Origin of the sequence: Frigoribacterium sp. VKM Ac-2859 (genome assembly GCF_013204925.1) — a bacterium.
Lineage (GTDB): Bacteria > Actinomycetota > Actinomycetes > Actinomycetales > Microbacteriaceae > Frigoribacterium.
The window spans coordinates 1-16,083 of sequence record NZ_JABMLC010000002.1 but is presented as its reverse complement, the minus strand read 5'-3'; the positions used below and the strand labels follow the sequence as shown (position 1 = coordinate 16,083).

Genomic DNA, 16,083 nt, shown 5'->3' with positions numbered 1-16,083 from the left:
CCGAAGGACCCTGTTGAACCCCTTGGACGTCATCCCCGGCTTCGACGCCGTGACCGACAACTGGCCCCGCTTCTGGGACGGCTTCGTCACGACGCTCCAGCTGCTCGTTCTGTCGGGCCTCGGGGCCCTCGTGATCGGTTTCTTCGTCGCGGCACTGCGCATCTCGCCCGTGGCGTCCTTCCGCACGTTCGCGACGGTCTACACCGAGGCGCTGCGCAACATCCCGCTCACGCTCGTGCTCTTCTTCTGCGCCTTCGTCCTGCCGTACCTCGGAGTCGACTTCGGCACGTACTTCCCGTTGGCCGTCATCGGCTTGACCGCGTACACCTCGCCGTTCGTCGCGGAGGCCATCCGGTCGGGCATCAACGGCGTCCCCGTCGGGCAGGCCGAGGCGGCCCGCAGCATCGGCCTCGGCTTCGGCCAGACGCTCGGCCACGTGATCCTCCCGCAGGCCATGCGCATGGTCGTGCCCCCGCTGATCAACGTCTTCATCGCCCTCACCAAGAACACCTCGGTGGCCGGTGGTTTCTTCGTGGCCGAACTCTTCGCCGCGGGGCGCTACATCGCGAACGATCGTGGTGACGCCGTCATCACGACGCTGCTCGCCGTGGCGTTCTTCTACCTGCTCGTCACCATCACGCTCGGCCGTCTCGCCGCCGTGGTCGAGAAGAAGGTCGCAGTCCTCCGATGAGCACCTCCGTCCTCTACGACGCCCCGGGGCCGAGGGCCCGCCGCACCTCGCGGATCATCTCGGTGGTCGGCGTCGTGCTCGTCCTGGCCCTGGTCGCCTACCTCGTCTACCTCCTCGGCCGCCCCCGCATCAGCGCGAACGGTGCCGAGAGTCCCGGCGTGCTCGACGCGTCGCGGTGGGACATCCTCGGTGACCTCGCGCTCTGGCGGGCGATCGGTCGGGGCTGGTTGGCGACCATCCAGGCCGCGGCCGTCGCGTCGGTCCTCGCGGTGGTCATCGGCGTCCTCTTCTCGTTCCTCCGGACGGCGCGGTCCGCCTGGGTGCGCGTTCCCACGACGGTGCTGCTCGAGTTCTTCCGCGGCATGCCCGTCCTGCTGATGATGCTGTTCATCCTGTTGGTCTTCTCGACCGGCGCCTTCTGGGCCGTGGTCGCGGCGCTGGCGGTCTACAACGGGGCGCTCATCGGCGAGGCGCTGCGCGCGGGCATCGCCTCGCTGCCGAGGGGACAACGCGAGGCCGGCCTCGCGATCGGGCTCACCCCGATCCGTACGCGCTTCGCCATCGAGTTCCCGCAGGCCTTCCGTCAGATGCTGCCGATCATCCTGGCCCAGCTCGTCGTCCTGTTGAAGGACACCTCGCTCGGCTACATCGTCGGCTACGTCGAACTGACCCGGAGCGGTCTCACGCGTCTGGGCACCTATTACGGCAGCACGTACACGTTCACCCTCTTCGCGGTCGTCCTCGTCGTCTACCTCGCCACGAACCTCCTGCTCTCGTGGGTCGTCCGCGTCGTCGACCGACGGACGGGGCGGCGCGCGGTCGTCGCCAAGCGGCCGGCCACGCCGAAGGACCCGGGCATGTTGGGACGCGGGGGCCGCTACGAGTCCGACCACGTGTCGGGCCGCGCGACCTGACCCGGTCCGTCCACCCGATCCCAGCCCGCGCCTCCTCGTCCGTCACGACCAGGAGGCGCGGGTCGCCTCCCAACGATCGCTAAGCTTGGTTCTCGTGTCAGACTCCGTCCCCCTCTCCGAAGACGCCGTCGCGTCGGCGGTCGACGCCGCCCTCGCGGCGATCGCCACGGCGGCCACCGTCGCCGAGCTCAAGACCGCCCGTGCCCAGCACGTCGGCGAGGCCTCGGTGCTGGCCCGCCTGAACGCCGGTCTGCGCGACCTGCCGAACGACCAGAAGGCCGCGGCGGGCAAGCTCGTCGGTCAGGCCCGGGGCCGGGTCGGTCAGGCCGTCGCCACGCGCGAGGCCGAGCTGGCCGTGATCGAGGAGTCCGCGCGGCTCGAGGCCGAGGCCGTCGACGTCACGGCTCTGCCGTCGCGCCGTCGCGCCGGGGCCCGCCACCCCCTGACCTTGCTGCAAGAGCGCATGGCCGACCTGTTCGTCGGCATGGGGTGGGAGGTCAACGAGGGCCCCGAACTCGAGCACGAGTGGTTCAACTTCGACGCCCTGAACTTCGACGCCGACCACCCGGCCCGGGCCATGCAGGACACGTTCTTCGTCGACCCCGTCGACCGTCACCTGGTGTTGCGCACGCACACGTCGCCGGTGCAGATCCGCACGCTCCTCTCGAAAGAGCTGCCGGTCTACAACGTCGCGCTGGGCCGGGTGTTCCGCACCGACGAGCTCGATGCGACGCACACGCCCGTCTTCACCCAGCTCGAGGGCATCGCCGTCGACGAGGGCCTCACCATGGCGCACCTGCGCGGAACCCTCGAGCACCTCGCCCGCTCGATGTTCGGCGCCGAGGCGCAGATCCGGCTGCGCCCCAACTACTTCCCCTTCACCGAGCCCAGCGCCGAGATGGACGTCTGGCAGCCGAACGCCAAGGGCGGCGCACGGTGGGTCGAGTGGGGCGGTTGCGGGATGGTCAACCCGAACGTGCTGCGGGCGGCCGGCATCGACCCCGAGCGCTACCAGGGTTTCGCCTTCGGCATGGGCATCGAGCGCACCCTCCAGTTCCGCAACGACCTCAACGACATGCGCGACATGGTCGAGGGTGACGTCAGGTTCAGCGAGCAGTTCGGGATGGTGGTCTGATGCGGGTTCCGCTGAGTTGGCTCGGTGAGTTCGTCGAGCTGCCGGGCGACGTGTCGCTCGAGAGCGTCCACGCCGCCCTCGTGTCGGTCGGGTTCGAAGAAGAAGACGTCCACGTCGGCGACGTGACCGGGCCCCTCGTGGTCGGTCAGGTGCTCGAGTTCACGCCCGAGCCGCAGAAGAACGGCAAGACGATCAACTGGTGCCAGGTCGCCGTGGGGCCGAACGCCCCGACCGACCCCGATGACGTCCGCGGCATCGTCTGCGGTGCCCACAACTTCGTCGTCGGCGACAAGGTCGTCGTGTCGTTGCCCGGTGCGGTGCTGCCCGGTCCGTTCCCGATCGCCGCGCGCAAGACCTACGGGCACGTCTCCGACGGCATGATCGCCTCGTCCCGCGAGCTCGGCCTCGGCGACGAGCACGACGGCATCCTCGTCCTCTCGTCGCTCGGTCTCGATCCCGAGGTCGGCACGGACGCGATCGCGCTGCTCGGCCTCGACGAGGCCGCGGTCGAGATCAACGTGACGCCCGACCGGGGCTACGCCTTCAGCATCCGGGGGGTGGCCCGCGAGTACTCGCACGCCACCGGGGCGACCTTCCGCGACCCCGCGTCGCTCGTCTCTCCGACCCCGTCGTCCGGCTTCCCGGTGGTCGTGGACGACCAGGCCCCCGTGCGCGACCGGGTCGGCGTGCAGACCTTCACCACCAAGGTGGTCCGCGGCATCGACGCGACCCGTCCGACCCCTCCGTGGCTCGCGTCGCGCTTGCGGTTGGCGGGGGTCCGCAGCATCTCGCTGCCGGTCGACGTCACGAACTACGTCATGTTCGAGCTCGGCCAGCCGATCCACGGCTACGACCTCGACAAGGTCAGCGGTGGCCTCTCGGTCCGCCGGGCCGCACCGGGCGAGCGCCTCGAGACCCTCGACGGCCAGGTACGCGACCTGCACGCCGAGGACCTCGTGATCGCCGACGAGTCGGGTGCCGTCGGCCTGGCCGGCGTCATGGGCGGCGCCTCGACCGAGATCGGCGCGACCACGACCGACGTCCTCGTCGAGGCCGCGACCTTCGACCCCACGTCGATCGCCCGTACCGCCCGCCGCCACAAGCTGCCGAGCGAGGCGTCCAAGCGCTTCGAGCGCGGTGTCGACCCGCAGGTGGCCGAGGCAGCCGCCCAGCGCGTGGTCGACCTGCTCGTCGAGCTCGCCGGCGGCACGTCCGACGCGCTCGGGTCACGATGGGACGCCTCCACCCCTCCCGACACGATCACCCTGCCGGTCGATCGAGCCGCCCGCCTCATGGGCGTCGACTACACCGACGACGAGGTCTCCGGTGCCCTCACGGCCATCGGGGCGAGCGTCGAGCGAGCTGGTGACGACTGGCTCGTGACCCCGCCGACCTGGCGCAGCGACCTGGTCGACTCCGCGTCGCTCGTCGAAGAAGTCGCTCGCATCACGGGTTACGACCGCATCCCCTCCGTCCTGCCCGTCGCCCCGGCCGGTCGTGGGTTGTCGCGCGAGCAGCAGCTGCGTCGGCAGGTGTCGAACGGGCTCGCCGCGGCCGGCTCGACCGAGGTCGCCGCGTACCCGTTCGTCTCCTCGGCCCAGAACCTCGCCTTCGGCTCGGCCGACGGCACCGGGCTGCCCGCCGTCCGACTCGCCAACCCCCTCGACTCGGCGGCGCCCGAACTCCGTCGGTCACTGGTGCCGGGGCTGCTCGAGGTCGCCCGTCGCAACCTCGGTCGCGGTCTCGTCGACCTCTCGGTGTTCGAGGTGGGCACGGTCTTCCTGCCTGACGAGGGCGTCGTCTACGGCAGCGACGAGGTCCCGTTCGGGGCCGCCCGCCCCGACGACGCCACGCTGGGCGCCCTCGCCGACGCCCTGCCGCGCCAGCCGCGACACCTCGGCCTCCTGACGGTCGGCACGGTCGTCGATCGCGCCCCTGGGCAATCCGCCGTCCCGGCGTCCCTCGCCGACGTGCTCGACGCCGTGCGCGTCGCGGCGTCGGCCGTGGCCGCCGAGGTCACCTTCCGACAGGCCCGGCACGTCTCGCTGCACCCGGGCCGCACGGCCGAGGTGCTCGTCGGCGACGAGGTCGTGGGCATCGCGGGCGAGCTGCTGCCCAGCGTGGCAGCCGAGCTCGACCTGCCCCGGGTGGTCGCCGTGGCCGAGCTCGACCTCGACCGCCTGATCGACCTCGCCGTCGCCGAGCCGGCCACCTCGGCCCTCTCGTCCTACCCCGCGGCGACCCAAGACCTCTCCCTCGTGGTGGGCGTCGACGTCCCCGCGGGCGACGTGCTCGCGACCGTGCGCGAGGGTGCGGGCCCCCTGCTCGAGACGGTCCGGCTGGTCGACGACTACCGAGGTGCCGGGTTGCCCGACGCGTCGAAGTCGCTCACCTTCGCCCTGCGCTTCCGGGCCGGAGACCGCACCCTCACCGCCGCCGAGGCCTCCGAGGCCAAGTCCGGCTCCGTCCGCCTGGCCGGCGAGCGATTCGGGGCGGCGCTCCGCGACTGACACTCGCCCGGCGCCGCCGCCCCTGATCCCAGGCCGAATTCGAACATTAGGGTGGACGCATGCCTTTCTCCGTTGCCGTGGCCGGCGCGAGTGGTTACGCCGGTGGTGAGCTCCTGCGCTTGCTGGCCGAGCATCCCGACTTCGAGGTGCAGACCGTCACCGCGTTCCAGAACGCCGGTCAGCCACTCCTCGCGGTCCAGCCGCACCTGCGCTCGTTGGCGCACCTGACCCTGGTCGACACGACGCCCGAAGCCCTCTCGGGGCACGACGTCGTGTTCCTCGCCCTGCCCCACGGCAAGTCGGGGGCGATCACCGCCCAGTTGCCCGACGACACGCTCGTCGTCGACTGTGGTGCCGACCACCGGTTGACCGACGAGTCCGCCTGGCAGGCGTTCTACGGTGGCGAGTTCTACGGAGCCTGGTCGTACGGCCTGCCCGAACTCGTCCTCGGTGACACCCCGGGTCGCCAGCGCGACGTCCTGGTCGGGGCCAAGCGCATCGCGGTGCCCGGCTGCAACGTCACCGCGGTGACCCTGGGGCTGGCCCCCGGCGTCCAGGCGGGCGTCGTCGAGACCGCCGACATCGTGACCGTGCTGGCCGTCGGTCCGTCCGGGGCGGGCAAGGCGCTCAAGACCCACCTGTTGGCCAGCGAGTTGATGGGGTCGGCGTCGGCCTACGGGGTGGGCGGCAGCCACCGGCACATCCCCGAGATCCAGCAGAACCTCCGGGTGGCCGGCGCGACGGAGGTGAACGTCTCGTTCACCCCGGTGCTCGTGCCGATGGCGCGGGGCATCCTCGCCACGACGACGGCGCGTCTCGCCCCGGGCGTCACCGCCCACGACGTGCGATCCGCCTGGCAGCAGGCCTACGCGAACGAGCCCTTCGTGCACCTGCTGCCGGACGGCGAGTTCCCGCGGACGGCCGACACGATCGGTGCCAACACCGCCCTGATCGGACTCGCCGTCGACGAGGCCGCCGACCGCGTGGTCGTGGTCACCGCCCTCGACAACCTCGTGAAGGGCACGGCCGGTGCCGCCGTCCAGTCCGCCAACATCGCGCTCGGCCTGGCCGAGACCACCGGCCTCGGCCAGAACGGAGTCGCCCCGTGAGCGTCACCGCAGCAGCCGGTTTCGAGGCCTCCGGCGTCGTCGCCGGCCTCAAGAGTTCGGGCGCGCCGGACGTCGCCCTGGTCGTCAACCGAGGTCGCAGCACGGCCGCAGCGGCCGTCTTCACCAGCAACAGGGCCAAGGCGAACCCCGTCCTGTGGTCCCAGCAGGTCGTCGCCGACGGTCGCGTCGACGCCGTCGTCCTCAATTCCGGAGGCGCGAACTGCTTCACGGGAGCCTTCGGCTTCCAGACGACGCACTCCACGGCCGAGACCGTGGCCGGCGCCCTCGGCCTGTCGGCGACGGACGTCCTCGTCTGCTCGACGGGCCTCATCGGCGTCGGCGACCAGACCTTCCGCGACAAGGTGCTGAGCGGCTCCACGGCCGCGGCCGACGCCCTGTCGGTCGACGGCGGCCTCGATGCCGCCACGGCGATCATGACGACCGACACCAAGCCCAAGCAGGCCGTCGTCTCGGGTGACGGCTGGGTCGTCGGCGGAATGGCCAAGGGTGCGGGCATGCTCGCCCCCGGACTCGCCACGATGCTCGTCGTGCTCACGACGGACGCCGACGTCGACGCGTCCGGTCTCGATTCCGCACTCCGCGAGGCGACCCGGGTCACCTTCGACCGTCTCGACTCGGACGGCTGCATGTCGACGAACGACACCGTCGTGTTGTTGGCCAGCGCCGAGTCCGGTGTCGCGCCTCCTGCCGGCGACTTCGCGGCGGCGGTCACGGCGCTCTGTGCCGACCTCGCCGAGCAGTTGCAGGCCGACGCCGAGGGTGCCTCGCACGACATCCGCATCGAGATCGTGGGGGCGGCATCCGACGACGACGCCGTCGAGGTGGGCCGTTCGATCGCTCGCAACAACCTCTTCAAGGCAGCCGTCTTCGGCAACGACCCCAACTGGGGCCGCGTGCTCGCCGCCATCGGCACCACGTCGGCCGAGTTCGACCCGTACGACGTCGACGTGACCATCAACGGCGTCCGCGTCTGCCACGCCGGGGCACCCGATCGGCCGAGCGACGACGTCGACCTGACGCCCCGGGCGGTCCACGTGCTCGTCGACCTGAAGACGGGGCCGGTCGAGGCGACCATCCTGACGAACGATCTCACGCACGACTACGTGCACGAGAACAGCGCGTACTCCAGCTGATGGGCGTCCACACGAGCACCGGTGCGACGGCGGCCGACGAGCAGGAGCTCGCGGCGGTCAAGGCCTCGACCCTGATCGAGTCCCTGCCCTGGCTGAAGCGCTTCTCTGGCAAGGTCGTCGTCGTGAAGTTCGGCGGCAACGCCATGGTCGACGACGCCCTCAAGCAGGCGTTCGCCGAGGACATGGTCTACCTGCGGTACGCCGGGTTGCACCCGGTGGTCGTCCACGGCGGGGGGCCACAGATCTCGGCCGCCCTCGACGCCGCCGGCATCGAGAGCGAGTTCCGGGGCGGTTACCGCTACACGTCGACCGAAGCGATCTCGGTCGTGCGCGACGTCCTGGCCGGCGAGGTCAACCGCGAGATCGTCGACCTGATCAACGAGCACGGCGACCTGGCCCGCGGTGTCTCCGGCGAGGGCTCGACCTTGTTCGAGGGTCGCAAGCGCGGTGTCGTGGTCGACGGCGAGACCTTCGACCTGGGACACGTGGGCGACGTGACACACGTCGACCCGTCGTCGGTGCTGGTCGAGATCGAGGCGGGGCGCATCCCCGTGGTGTCGTCGATCGCGACGAACACGATCGATCCCGAGCACGCCCTCAACGTCAACGCCGACGCGGCGGCGGGGGCCCTGGCCATCGCCCTCGGTGCGGCCAAGCTCGTCGTCCTGACCGACGTCGCCGGGCTCTACGCCGACTGGCCGAACCGCGACTCGCTCGTCGAGGCCATCACGGTGTCGGCCCTCACCGACATGCTCCCGACCCTCGAGTCGGGCATGATCCCCAAGATGCGCGCCTGCCTCGACTCGGTCGTCGGTGGCGTCGGAGGAGCGACCATCATCGACGGTCGCATCCCGCACTCGATCCTCCTCGAGGTGTTCACCCAACGCGGGTCGGGCACCGAGGTGGTCCCCGACGACCGGGCGGCGTCGACCGGCGCCCCCGTCGTCACCTCGTTCGGCACCCCCGCCGGCGAGATCGTCACCACCGGGGGCACCGCCCCGGGTGGCCCTGCCGCCAGCGGCACCGACACGAAAGGACAGTCGTGACCATGATCCAGACCCAAGGCGGTACCTGGCAGCGCCGATTCGGCGACTCGATGATGCGTTCGCTGTCCACTCCGAAGGTGATGCTCGACCGCGGCGAGGGCTGCCAGGTCTGGGACGTCGACGGCAAGCGTTACCTCGACTTCCTGGCGGGCATCGCCGTGAACGCCCTCGGACACGCCCACCCGGTGCTCGTCGAGGCGCTCACCGAGCAGGCGAGCAAGCTGATCCACGTCTCCAACTACTTCGCGACGGCTCCGCAGGTCGAGCTCGCCGAACGGCTGACCCGCATCAGCGGTGCCGGCGAGCGTGGGCGCGTCTACTTCGGCAACAGCGGAGCCGAGGCCAACGAGGCCGCGGTCAAACTGGCCCGCCTCAACCGCGGTGACGGCTCGCGCACCCGCATCCTCGCCCTGCAGAACTCGTTCCACGGGCGCACCATGGGCTCGCTCGCGCTGACCGGCAAGCCGGCGCTGCGCGAACCGTTCGAGCCGATGATGCCCGGGGTCGAGCACATCGACACGACCGTCGAGGCACTCGAGGCGGCCCTCGACGGTACGGTGGCCGCCCTGTTCGTCGAGCCGATCAAGGGCGAGGCCGGCGTCGTCGACCTGCCCGAGGGCTACCTCGAGCGTGCCCGCGAACTCACCACGAAGCACGGTGCCCTGCTGATCCTCGACGAGATCCAGACCGGCATCGGCCGGACCGGCTCGTGGTTCGCATTCCAGCAGCACGACATCGTCCCCGACGCCATCACCGTCGCCAAGGGCATCGCCGGGGGAGTCCCCATCGGCGCGCTCATCACCTTCGGCGACACGTCCGACCTGTTCGAGGCCGGTCAGCACGGCAGCACCTTCGGCGGCAACCCGCTCGCCACCGCCGCGGCCAACGCCGTGCTCGGCGAGATCGAGTCGAGCCAGCTCGTGCTCAACGCGATCGTCCGGGGCGACCAGCTCCGCGCGGCCGTCGAGTCGATCGGTTCGCCGCTCGTCCGCGAGATCCGCGGCAACGGCCTCCTGATCGGCCTGGGACTGGCGCAGCCCGTCGCGGCGCAGGTCGCCGCCGACGCCCTCGAGGCCGGCCTCATCGTCAACGCCCCCAACGACTCGAGCATCCGTCTCGCGCCTCCCCTGATCGTCGGTGACGACGAGATCGCCGAGTTCACCCAGATCATGACCACCGTCCTGAAAGGCCTCGAATGACCCGCCACTTCCTCCGGGACGACGACCTGACCACCGCCGAGCAGCTCGAGGTGCTCGATCTCGCCGACGAACTCAAGCGCGACCGTTGGTCCCAGCGCCCGCTGGCCGGTCCGCAGACCGTCGCCGTGATCTTCGACAAGTCGTCGACCCGTACCCGGGTCTCCTTCGCGGTCGGCATCGCCGACCTCGGCGGCAGCCCGCTGATCATCGCCACCGCGAACAGCCAGCTCGGCGGCAAGGAGACCCCGTCCGACACGGCGCGCGTGCTCGAGCGCATGGTGTCCGCCATCGTCTGGCGCACCTACGCGCAGTCCGGCCTCGAAGAGATGGCGGCGGGGACGACCGTGCCCGTCGTCAACGCGTTGAGCGACGACTTCCACCCATGTCAGCTGCTCGCCGACCTGCAGACCATCCGCGAGAAGAAGGGCACGCTCGCCGGCCTCTCGGTGGCCTTCGTCGGTGACGGGCGCTGCAACATGGGCCAGTCGTACCTGCTGGCCTGCGCGACCGCGGGCATGCACGTCCGCATCGGTGCCCCCGAGGGCTTCCTGCCCGACCCGACCGTCGTGGCCGACGCCGAGGCGATCGCCGCGCGGACGGGCGGCTCCGTGCTCGTCACGACCGACGCGGCCGAGGCCGTCGCCGGGGTGGACGTCGTCGTGACCGACACCTGGGTCTCGATGGGCAAGGAGGACGAGAAGGACGAGCGGGTCGCCGTCTTCGGATCGTTCAAGGTCGACCAGGCCTTGATGGCCCAGGCCGACCCCGACGCGATCTTCCTGCACTGTCTCCCCGCCGACCGCGGGTACGAGGTCACGGCCGACGTCATCGACGGCCCGACCAGCGTCATCTGGGACGAGGCCGAGAACCGGCTGCACGCCCAGAAGGCTCTGCTCACCTGGCTGTTGGCCCGCTGAGCACCCCCACCACCTCACACACACGTAGCCACACCCACACCACTCAAGGAGAACCATGGCGGAACGCGTCGTCCTCGCATACTCAGGAGGCCTCGACACCTCGGTCGGCATCGGCTGGTTGGCCGATGCCACCGGAAAAGAGGTGGTCGCCCTCGCCGTCGACGTCGGACAGGGCGGAGAGGACATGGAAGACATCCGACAGCGTGCCCTCGACTGCGGTGCGGTCGAATCGGTCGTCGTCGACGCCAAAGAAGAGTTCGGCACCGACTACCTGATGCCGGCCCTCAAGGCAAACGCGCTGTACCAGAAGACCTACCCGCTGGTGTCCGCCCTCAGCCGTCCGCTGATCGCCCGCCACCTGGCGTCGGTCGCGAAGGAACTGGGTGCGAACAGCGTGGCCCACGGGTGCACCGGCAAGGGCAACGACCAGGTCCGCTTCGAGGCGGCCGTCGCGGCCCTCGCCCCCGACCTGACGAGCATCGCCCCGGTCCGTGACCTGGCCCTCACCCGCGACAAGGCGATCGTCTACGCGGAAGAGCACGCCCTTCCCATCCGCCAGAGCGCCAAGAACCCCTACTCGATCGACAAGAACGTCTGGGGCCGCGCGGTCGAGACCGGGTTCCTCGAGGACCCCTGGAACGCTCCCATCGAGGACCTGTACGAGTACACGCAAGACCCGGCCGTCGTCAAGGACGCCGACGAGGTCGTCATCACCTTCGAGGCCGGAGTCCCGACGGCGATCGACGGCGTGGCGTTCACCCCGCTGGGCATCGTCGAGCGCATGAACGAGCTCGCCGGCAAGCACGGCGTCGGCCGCATCGACGTCGTCGAGGACCGGCTCGTCGGCATCAAGAGCCGCGAGGTCTACGAGGCCCCCGGCGCGATGGCGCTGATCGCCGCGCACGAGGCGTTGGAGGCCCTGACCATCGAGCGCGACCTCGGCCGGTACAAGCGTGGAGTCGAGGCCGAGTGGTCCAACCTCGTCTACGACGGCCTGTGGTTCTCGGGTCTCAAGCGGTCGCTCGACGTCTTCATCGACGACACGCAGAAGTACGTGTCGGGCGAGATCCGTCTCAAGCTGCAGGGCGGGCGCGCGGTCGTCACCGGTCAGAAGAGCGACGCGAGCCTCTACGACTTCGACCTCGCGACCTACGACACGGGAGACACCTTCGACCAGTCCCTGTCGAAGGGTTTCATCGAGATCTGGTCGCTGCCCAGCAAGATCTCGGCTCGTCGCGACCTGGCCCACGGGGCGTGACCGACGCGAGCGGGCTCGGCGAAGGGTCGGGCAAGAACGAGCGAGCAGGCGAGGCGGGCGCCCTCTGGGGCGGCCGCTTCGCCTCCGGGCCGTCCGCCGAGCTCGCCGCGCTCAGCAAGTCCACGCAGTTCGACTGGCAGCTGGCCTCGTACGACATCGCCGGGTCGCGGGCACACGCCAGGGCTCTGGCGGCGGCGGGATACCTCGACGCGTCCGAGCTCGAGGCCATGCTGTCGGCGCTCGACCGGCTCGAGTCGGACGTGCTCGACGGCACGTTCACCGCGGCCGAGACCGACGAGGACGTGCACTCCGCCCTCGAGCGGGGCCTCATCGGCATCGCCGGCGCCGAGCTCGGCGGCAAGCTCCGGGCGGGGCGTAGCCGCAACGACCAGATCGCGACGCTGGTGCGCTTGTACCTGCGCGACCACGCCCGCGTCATCGGTCGGCAGGTCGTCGACCTGGTCGACGCGATCGCCGGTCAGGCGACGGCCCACCCGTCGGCCGTGATGCCCGGCCGGACGCACCTCCAGCACGCGCAGCCGGTGCTGTTGGCGCACCACCTCCTCGCCCACGCCTGGCCTCTGGTCCGCGACCTCGAGCGCCTGCGCGACTGGTCGCGTCGGGCCGGTGCTTCGCCGTACGGAGCGGGTGCCCTCGCGGGTAGCTCGCTGGGGCTCGACCCGCTCCTCGTGGCGACCGATCTGGGTTTCGACCGCACGACCGAGAACTCGATCGACGCGACGGCCAGTCGTGACGTCGTATCGGAGTTCGCGTTCGTCGCGGCGTCCATCGGCATCGACCTCTCGCGGCTGGCCGAAGAGATCATCCTCTGGAACACCCGCGAATTCGGCTTCGTCCGTCTGCACGACGCGTTCTCGACCGGGTCGAGCATCATGCCGCAGAAGAAGAACCCCGACATCGCCGAGCTCGCGCGCGGCAAGTCGGGGCGGCTCATCGGCAACCTGACGGGTCTGCTCGCGACGCTCAAAGGGCTGCCGCTGGCCTACAACCGAGATCTCCAGGAAGACAAGGAGCCGGTGTTCGACTCGGTCAGCCAGCTCGAGGTGTTGCTCCCGGCGTTCACGGGCATGGTGGCGACCCTCGATTTCGACGAGGTCCGCATGGCCGAGCTCGCGCCGCAGGGATTCTCACTCGCGACCGACGTCGCTGAGTGGCTCGTCCGTGAGGGGGTCACGTTCCGCGACGCACACGAGATCAGCGGCGAGCTGGTGCGGTTCTGTGAACAGCACGACCTCGAGCTGCACGAGCCCACCGACGAGCAGTACCGGTCCGTCTCGGCGCATCTCACGCCCGAGATCCGCCCCGTCCTGACGGTCGAGGGCTCGATCGCCAGCCGTCGAGGGGCCGGGGGCACGGCTCCCGAGCGGGTCACCGAGCAGCTCGCGCAGCTGACCGAGCAGATGCGCCACCTGGTCCGGTCCCTCGCCCCGGCGGCAGCGTGACCCGTCCACGACCGGGCGCTCGCGACGACCGGCCGGCCCGTGCCTGGGTGGTCCCCGTCGTCGTCGCGATCGCCGTGGCGGTGCTCGTCGCCGTCGCGGTGATCGCGGTCGCCAGTGGTCAGCGCTTCTTCTGAACGAGATGATCGCGGTGAGCACGGGGGAGTGGTGACGACGACACCCGACGACGACGTGCTCGCGGCACTGCTGGCCGAACCGGCGCTGGCCGTCGCGCCGCGCCTCCTGGGCTCGGTCTTCTGGTCGGGCGGCGTCGGCATCCGCCTGACCGAGGTCGAGGCGTACCACGGTCAGGGGCAGGACCCCGGCTCGCATGCGCACCGGGGCCGGTCGGCGCGCAACGACAGCATGTTCGAACGCGGCGGAACGCTCTACGTGTACCTGTCCTACGGCATCCACCGCTGCGTCAACATCGTGTGCGGGCCCGAGGGCTTCGCGTCCGGTGTCCTCTTGCGTTCGGGCGAAGTGGTGGCCGGCGTCGACGAGGTCCGGGCGCGTCGGACGACGTCGCGGACGTCGGCCGATCTCGCCCGAGGTCCCGGCCGTCTCGGCTCCGCACTCGGCATGGAGCTCGGCGACGACGGCTCACGCCTCGTCGCCGACACCCCCGGTCAGGAGGCGCGGTTCCGTCTTCGCCTCCCGTCCGCACCGGTCGGCCCGATCGCCGCCGGCCCGCGTGTCGGTGTGTCGGGTCACGCCGGTGGCGACGCGTTCCCGTGGCGGTTCTCGCTCGAGGGTGATCCCTCGGTCTCCCCGTACCGCGCCGCCGTCTCGCGACGACGCGGTGGGGCGTGAAGACGGTGACGGAGGCCGCTGGTACCGTTTCCGACGTGACCAGTGAAACGACTGCAGACGTCCTGGCCGCCCAGAGCAACGACCCCTCGTTCGACGACGTGTGGGACGAGATGCAGTGGCGCGGCCTGGTGCACGTGTCGACCGATGCCGACGCCCTCAAGACCCTTCTCGCCGGTGCGCCGATCACGTACTACTGCGGTTTCGACCCGACGGCCCCCAGCCTCCACCTCGGCAACCTCGTGCAGTTGCTCACCATGCGCCGCCTGCAGCTCGCCGGTCACCGGCCCCTGGGACTCGTGGGCGGGTCCACCGGCCTCATCGGCGATCCACGCCCCACCGCCGAGCGGGTGCTCAAGACGCCCGAGCAGACGGCCGAGTGGGTCGACCGCATCCGCGTCCACGTCGAGAAGTTCCTCTCGCCCGACGGTGACAACGGTCTCCGAGTGGTGAACAACCTCGACTGGACGTCTCCGCTCAGCGCCATCGAGTTCCTGCGCGACATCGGCAAGAACTTCCGCGTCAACACCATGCTCAAGAAAGACGCCGTGGCCGCGCGTCTCAACTCCGACGCCGGCATCAGCTACACCGAGTTCAGCTACCAGATCCTCCAGGGCCTCGACTTCCGCGAGCTCTACCGCAGCTACGACTGCGTCCTGCAGACCGGCGGCAGCGACCAGTGGGGCAACCTCACCAGTGGCACCGAACTCATCCGCCGCACCGAAGGCGTCTCGGTCCACGCGATCGGCACGCCGCTGATCACCAACACCGACGGCACCAAGTTCGGCAAGAGCGAGGGCAACGCGGTCTGGCTCGACGCCGAGTTGACCAGCCCGTACGCGATGTACCAGTTCTGGCTCAACACCGACGACGCCGACGTCGTCCCTCGGCTCAAGGTCTTCACGTTCCTCTCGCGTTCCGAGATCGAGCGGCTCGAGACCGCCGTCGCCGACGAGCCCTTCCGTCGGGAGGCGCAGCGAGCGTTGGCCTGGAACGTCACGTCCCTGGTCCACGGCACCTCGGCCACGCAGTCGGCCATCGACGCAGCCGCCGCCCTCTTCGGGCAAGGCGACCTCACGGTCCTCGACCCGCGGACTCTCGCCAGTGCCATCGCCGAGTTGCCGGCGGCCGAGGCCGATGCGTCGACCACGATCGCTCAGGCGTTGGTCGACACCGGACTCGTCGCGTCGTTGGGTGCCGCCCGCCGGGCCACGGCGGAGGGTGGTGTCTACGTGAACAACACCCGGGTCGAGAACGGTGATGCTCTGGTCGCCGACTCGAGACTCGACGGGGGAGTCGTCGTGCTCCGACGCGGTAAGAAGACGCTCGCCGGCGTCACCGTCAAGGTCTGACCCCGGATCGACCTCCGGACGACGGAAGCCCGTTCCCTCGTCGAGGGGGCGGGCTTGACGTCATCCCACGGCAAGGAATGCACGCGGCTGGCCATGCTTTCAGGGCTTCAGTCACGCGACACGCCCGGGATGCCCAGACATTTGGAGGTGCGACCGGTGAGCTGTGTAAAGTAATCCGAGTCAGCCCAAAGGTGCGGCGGAACGGTTAGGACAGCGACCAGCAATGGTTCTGCTCCGGAGTTCCCCGGCCTCAAGTGGTGACATCCTCCCCGAAGCCACGTCCTTTACGGCTTGCGATTCGTGTGGTAGGATTTCAAACCCATCCTCTGGTCATTACCAGGTGCTGGTCCTCAACTTTGGGGTCCGGAAATCGAGTCGTTCCGACTTGGTCCATCAGGATGGTACGGTTCCACAGCAGCTTCGAGCGAGGGTCTTTCCGACCGGGCCTCGAGTGCGTTTGGTCCTTGAGAACTCAACAGCGTGCACATTGTCAAATGCCAAATTATACCCTGGCATTGCTTGTGGCTT

General features: G+C 70.1%; 14 protein-coding genes. All 14 read left to right on the top strand.

From position 1 onward, the window contains the following. Positions 1-22 precede the first annotated feature (22 nt). The 14 genes from HQQ78_RS07940 to tyrS all read left to right on the top strand — a co-directional run bounded on the left by HQQ78_RS07940 (position 23) and on the right by tyrS (position 15,555). Positions 23-691, top strand: a complete 669-nt coding sequence (locus HQQ78_RS07940) for an amino acid ABC transporter permease (RefSeq protein WP_043596711.1) — start codon at positions 23-25, stop codon at positions 689-691. Further along, positions 688-1,605, top strand: coding sequence for an amino acid ABC transporter permease (locus HQQ78_RS07935; protein ID WP_173152293.1), 918 nt, complete (start codon positions 688-690; stop codon positions 1,603-1,605). Before HQQ78_RS07940 ends, HQQ78_RS07935 begins: the two co-directional genes overlap by 4 nt. A gap of 94 nt (positions 1,606-1,699) precedes the next feature. Beyond that, the gene (pheS, locus tag HQQ78_RS07930) at positions 1,700-2,740 is read left to right on the top strand and encodes a phenylalanine--tRNA ligase subunit alpha (protein WP_056048045.1); all 1,041 of its coding nucleotides are present in this window, start codon (positions 1,700-1,702) and stop codon (positions 2,738-2,740) included. Then, complete coding sequence (gene pheT, locus HQQ78_RS07925) at positions 2,740-5,250, top strand: phenylalanine--tRNA ligase subunit beta (protein ID WP_173152291.1); 2,511 nt, start codon at positions 2,740-2,742, stop codon at positions 5,248-5,250. Before pheS ends, pheT begins: the two co-directional genes overlap by 1 nt. 59 nt (positions 5,251-5,309) lie before the next feature. Continuing rightward, on the top strand, positions 5,310-6,359 hold the full coding sequence (gene argC / locus HQQ78_RS07920; protein ID WP_173152288.1) for an N-acetyl-gamma-glutamyl-phosphate reductase: 1,050 nt from the start codon (positions 5,310-5,312) through the stop codon (positions 6,357-6,359). Beyond that, on the top strand, positions 6,356-7,513 hold the full coding sequence (gene argJ / locus HQQ78_RS07915; RefSeq protein WP_056048035.1) for a bifunctional glutamate N-acetyltransferase/amino-acid acetyltransferase ArgJ: 1,158 nt from the start codon (positions 6,356-6,358) through the stop codon (positions 7,511-7,513). The genes argC and argJ overlap by 4 nt, the downstream gene beginning before the upstream one ends. Beyond that, positions 7,513-8,559, top strand: coding sequence for an acetylglutamate kinase (gene argB, locus HQQ78_RS07910; protein ID WP_082460493.1), 1,047 nt, complete (start codon positions 7,513-7,515; stop codon positions 8,557-8,559). The genes argJ and argB overlap by 1 nt, the downstream gene beginning before the upstream one ends. A 2-nt stretch (positions 8,560-8,561) precedes the next feature. Further along, positions 8,562-9,758: an acetylornithine transaminase gene (locus HQQ78_RS07905; protein ID WP_123571770.1), complete on the top strand. Its 1,197-nt coding sequence runs from the start codon at positions 8,562-8,564 to the stop codon at positions 9,756-9,758. Beyond that, positions 9,755-10,675 (top strand): ornithine carbamoyltransferase, encoded by a 921-nt coding sequence (gene argF / locus HQQ78_RS07900; protein WP_173152285.1) that lies wholly within the window; start codon positions 9,755-9,757, stop codon positions 10,673-10,675. Before HQQ78_RS07905 ends, argF begins: the two co-directional genes overlap by 4 nt. 55 nt (positions 10,676-10,730) lie before the next feature. Beyond that, on the top strand, positions 10,731-11,933 hold the full coding sequence (locus HQQ78_RS07895; protein WP_056048027.1) for an argininosuccinate synthase: 1,203 nt from the start codon (positions 10,731-10,733) through the stop codon (positions 11,931-11,933). Then, positions 11,930-13,396, top strand: a complete 1,467-nt coding sequence (argH, locus tag HQQ78_RS07890; RefSeq protein ID WP_173152282.1) for an argininosuccinate lyase — start codon at positions 11,930-11,932, stop codon at positions 13,394-13,396. Before HQQ78_RS07895 ends, argH begins: the two co-directional genes overlap by 4 nt. Further along, positions 13,393-13,530 (top strand): hypothetical protein, encoded by a 138-nt coding sequence (locus HQQ78_RS07885; protein WP_173152279.1) that lies wholly within the window; start codon positions 13,393-13,395, stop codon positions 13,528-13,530. Before argH ends, HQQ78_RS07885 begins: the two co-directional genes overlap by 4 nt. 31 nt (positions 13,531-13,561) lie before the next feature. After that, the gene (locus HQQ78_RS07880; protein WP_201298930.1) at positions 13,562-14,206 is read left to right on the top strand and encodes a DNA-3-methyladenine glycosylase; all 645 of its coding nucleotides are present in this window, start codon (positions 13,562-13,564) and stop codon (positions 14,204-14,206) included. A 110-nt stretch (positions 14,207-14,316) separates the two neighbouring features. Continuing rightward, the gene (tyrS, locus tag HQQ78_RS07875) at positions 14,317-15,555 is read left to right on the top strand and encodes a tyrosine--tRNA ligase (RefSeq protein WP_173154700.1); all 1,239 of its coding nucleotides are present in this window, start codon (positions 14,317-14,319) and stop codon (positions 15,553-15,555) included. Positions 15,556-16,083: the final 528 nt, after the last annotated feature.

Coding starts and splice junctions, on each gene's coding strand:
- HQQ78_RS07935 (WP_173152293.1), top strand. CDS start 688: ATGAGCACCTCCGTCCTCTACGACGCCCCGGGGCCGAGGGCCCGCCGC.
- pheT (WP_173152291.1), top strand. CDS start 2,740: ATGCGGGTTCCGCTGAGTTGGCTCGGTGAGTTCGTCGAGCTGCCGGGC.
- argC (WP_173152288.1), top strand. CDS start 5,310: ATGCCTTTCTCCGTTGCCGTGGCCGGCGCGAGTGGTTACGCCGGTGGT.
- argB (WP_082460493.1), top strand. CDS start 7,513: ATGGGCGTCCACACGAGCACCGGTGCGACGGCGGCCGACGAGCAGGAG.
- HQQ78_RS07905 (WP_123571770.1), top strand. CDS start 8,562: ATGATCCAGACCCAAGGCGGTACCTGGCAGCGCCGATTCGGCGACTCG.
- argF (WP_173152285.1), top strand. CDS start 9,755: ATGACCCGCCACTTCCTCCGGGACGACGACCTGACCACCGCCGAGCAG.
- HQQ78_RS07895 (WP_056048027.1), top strand. CDS start 10,731: ATGGCGGAACGCGTCGTCCTCGCATACTCAGGAGGCCTCGACACCTCG.
- tyrS (WP_173154700.1), top strand. CDS start 14,317: ATGCAGTGGCGCGGCCTGGTGCACGTGTCGACCGATGCCGACGCCCTC.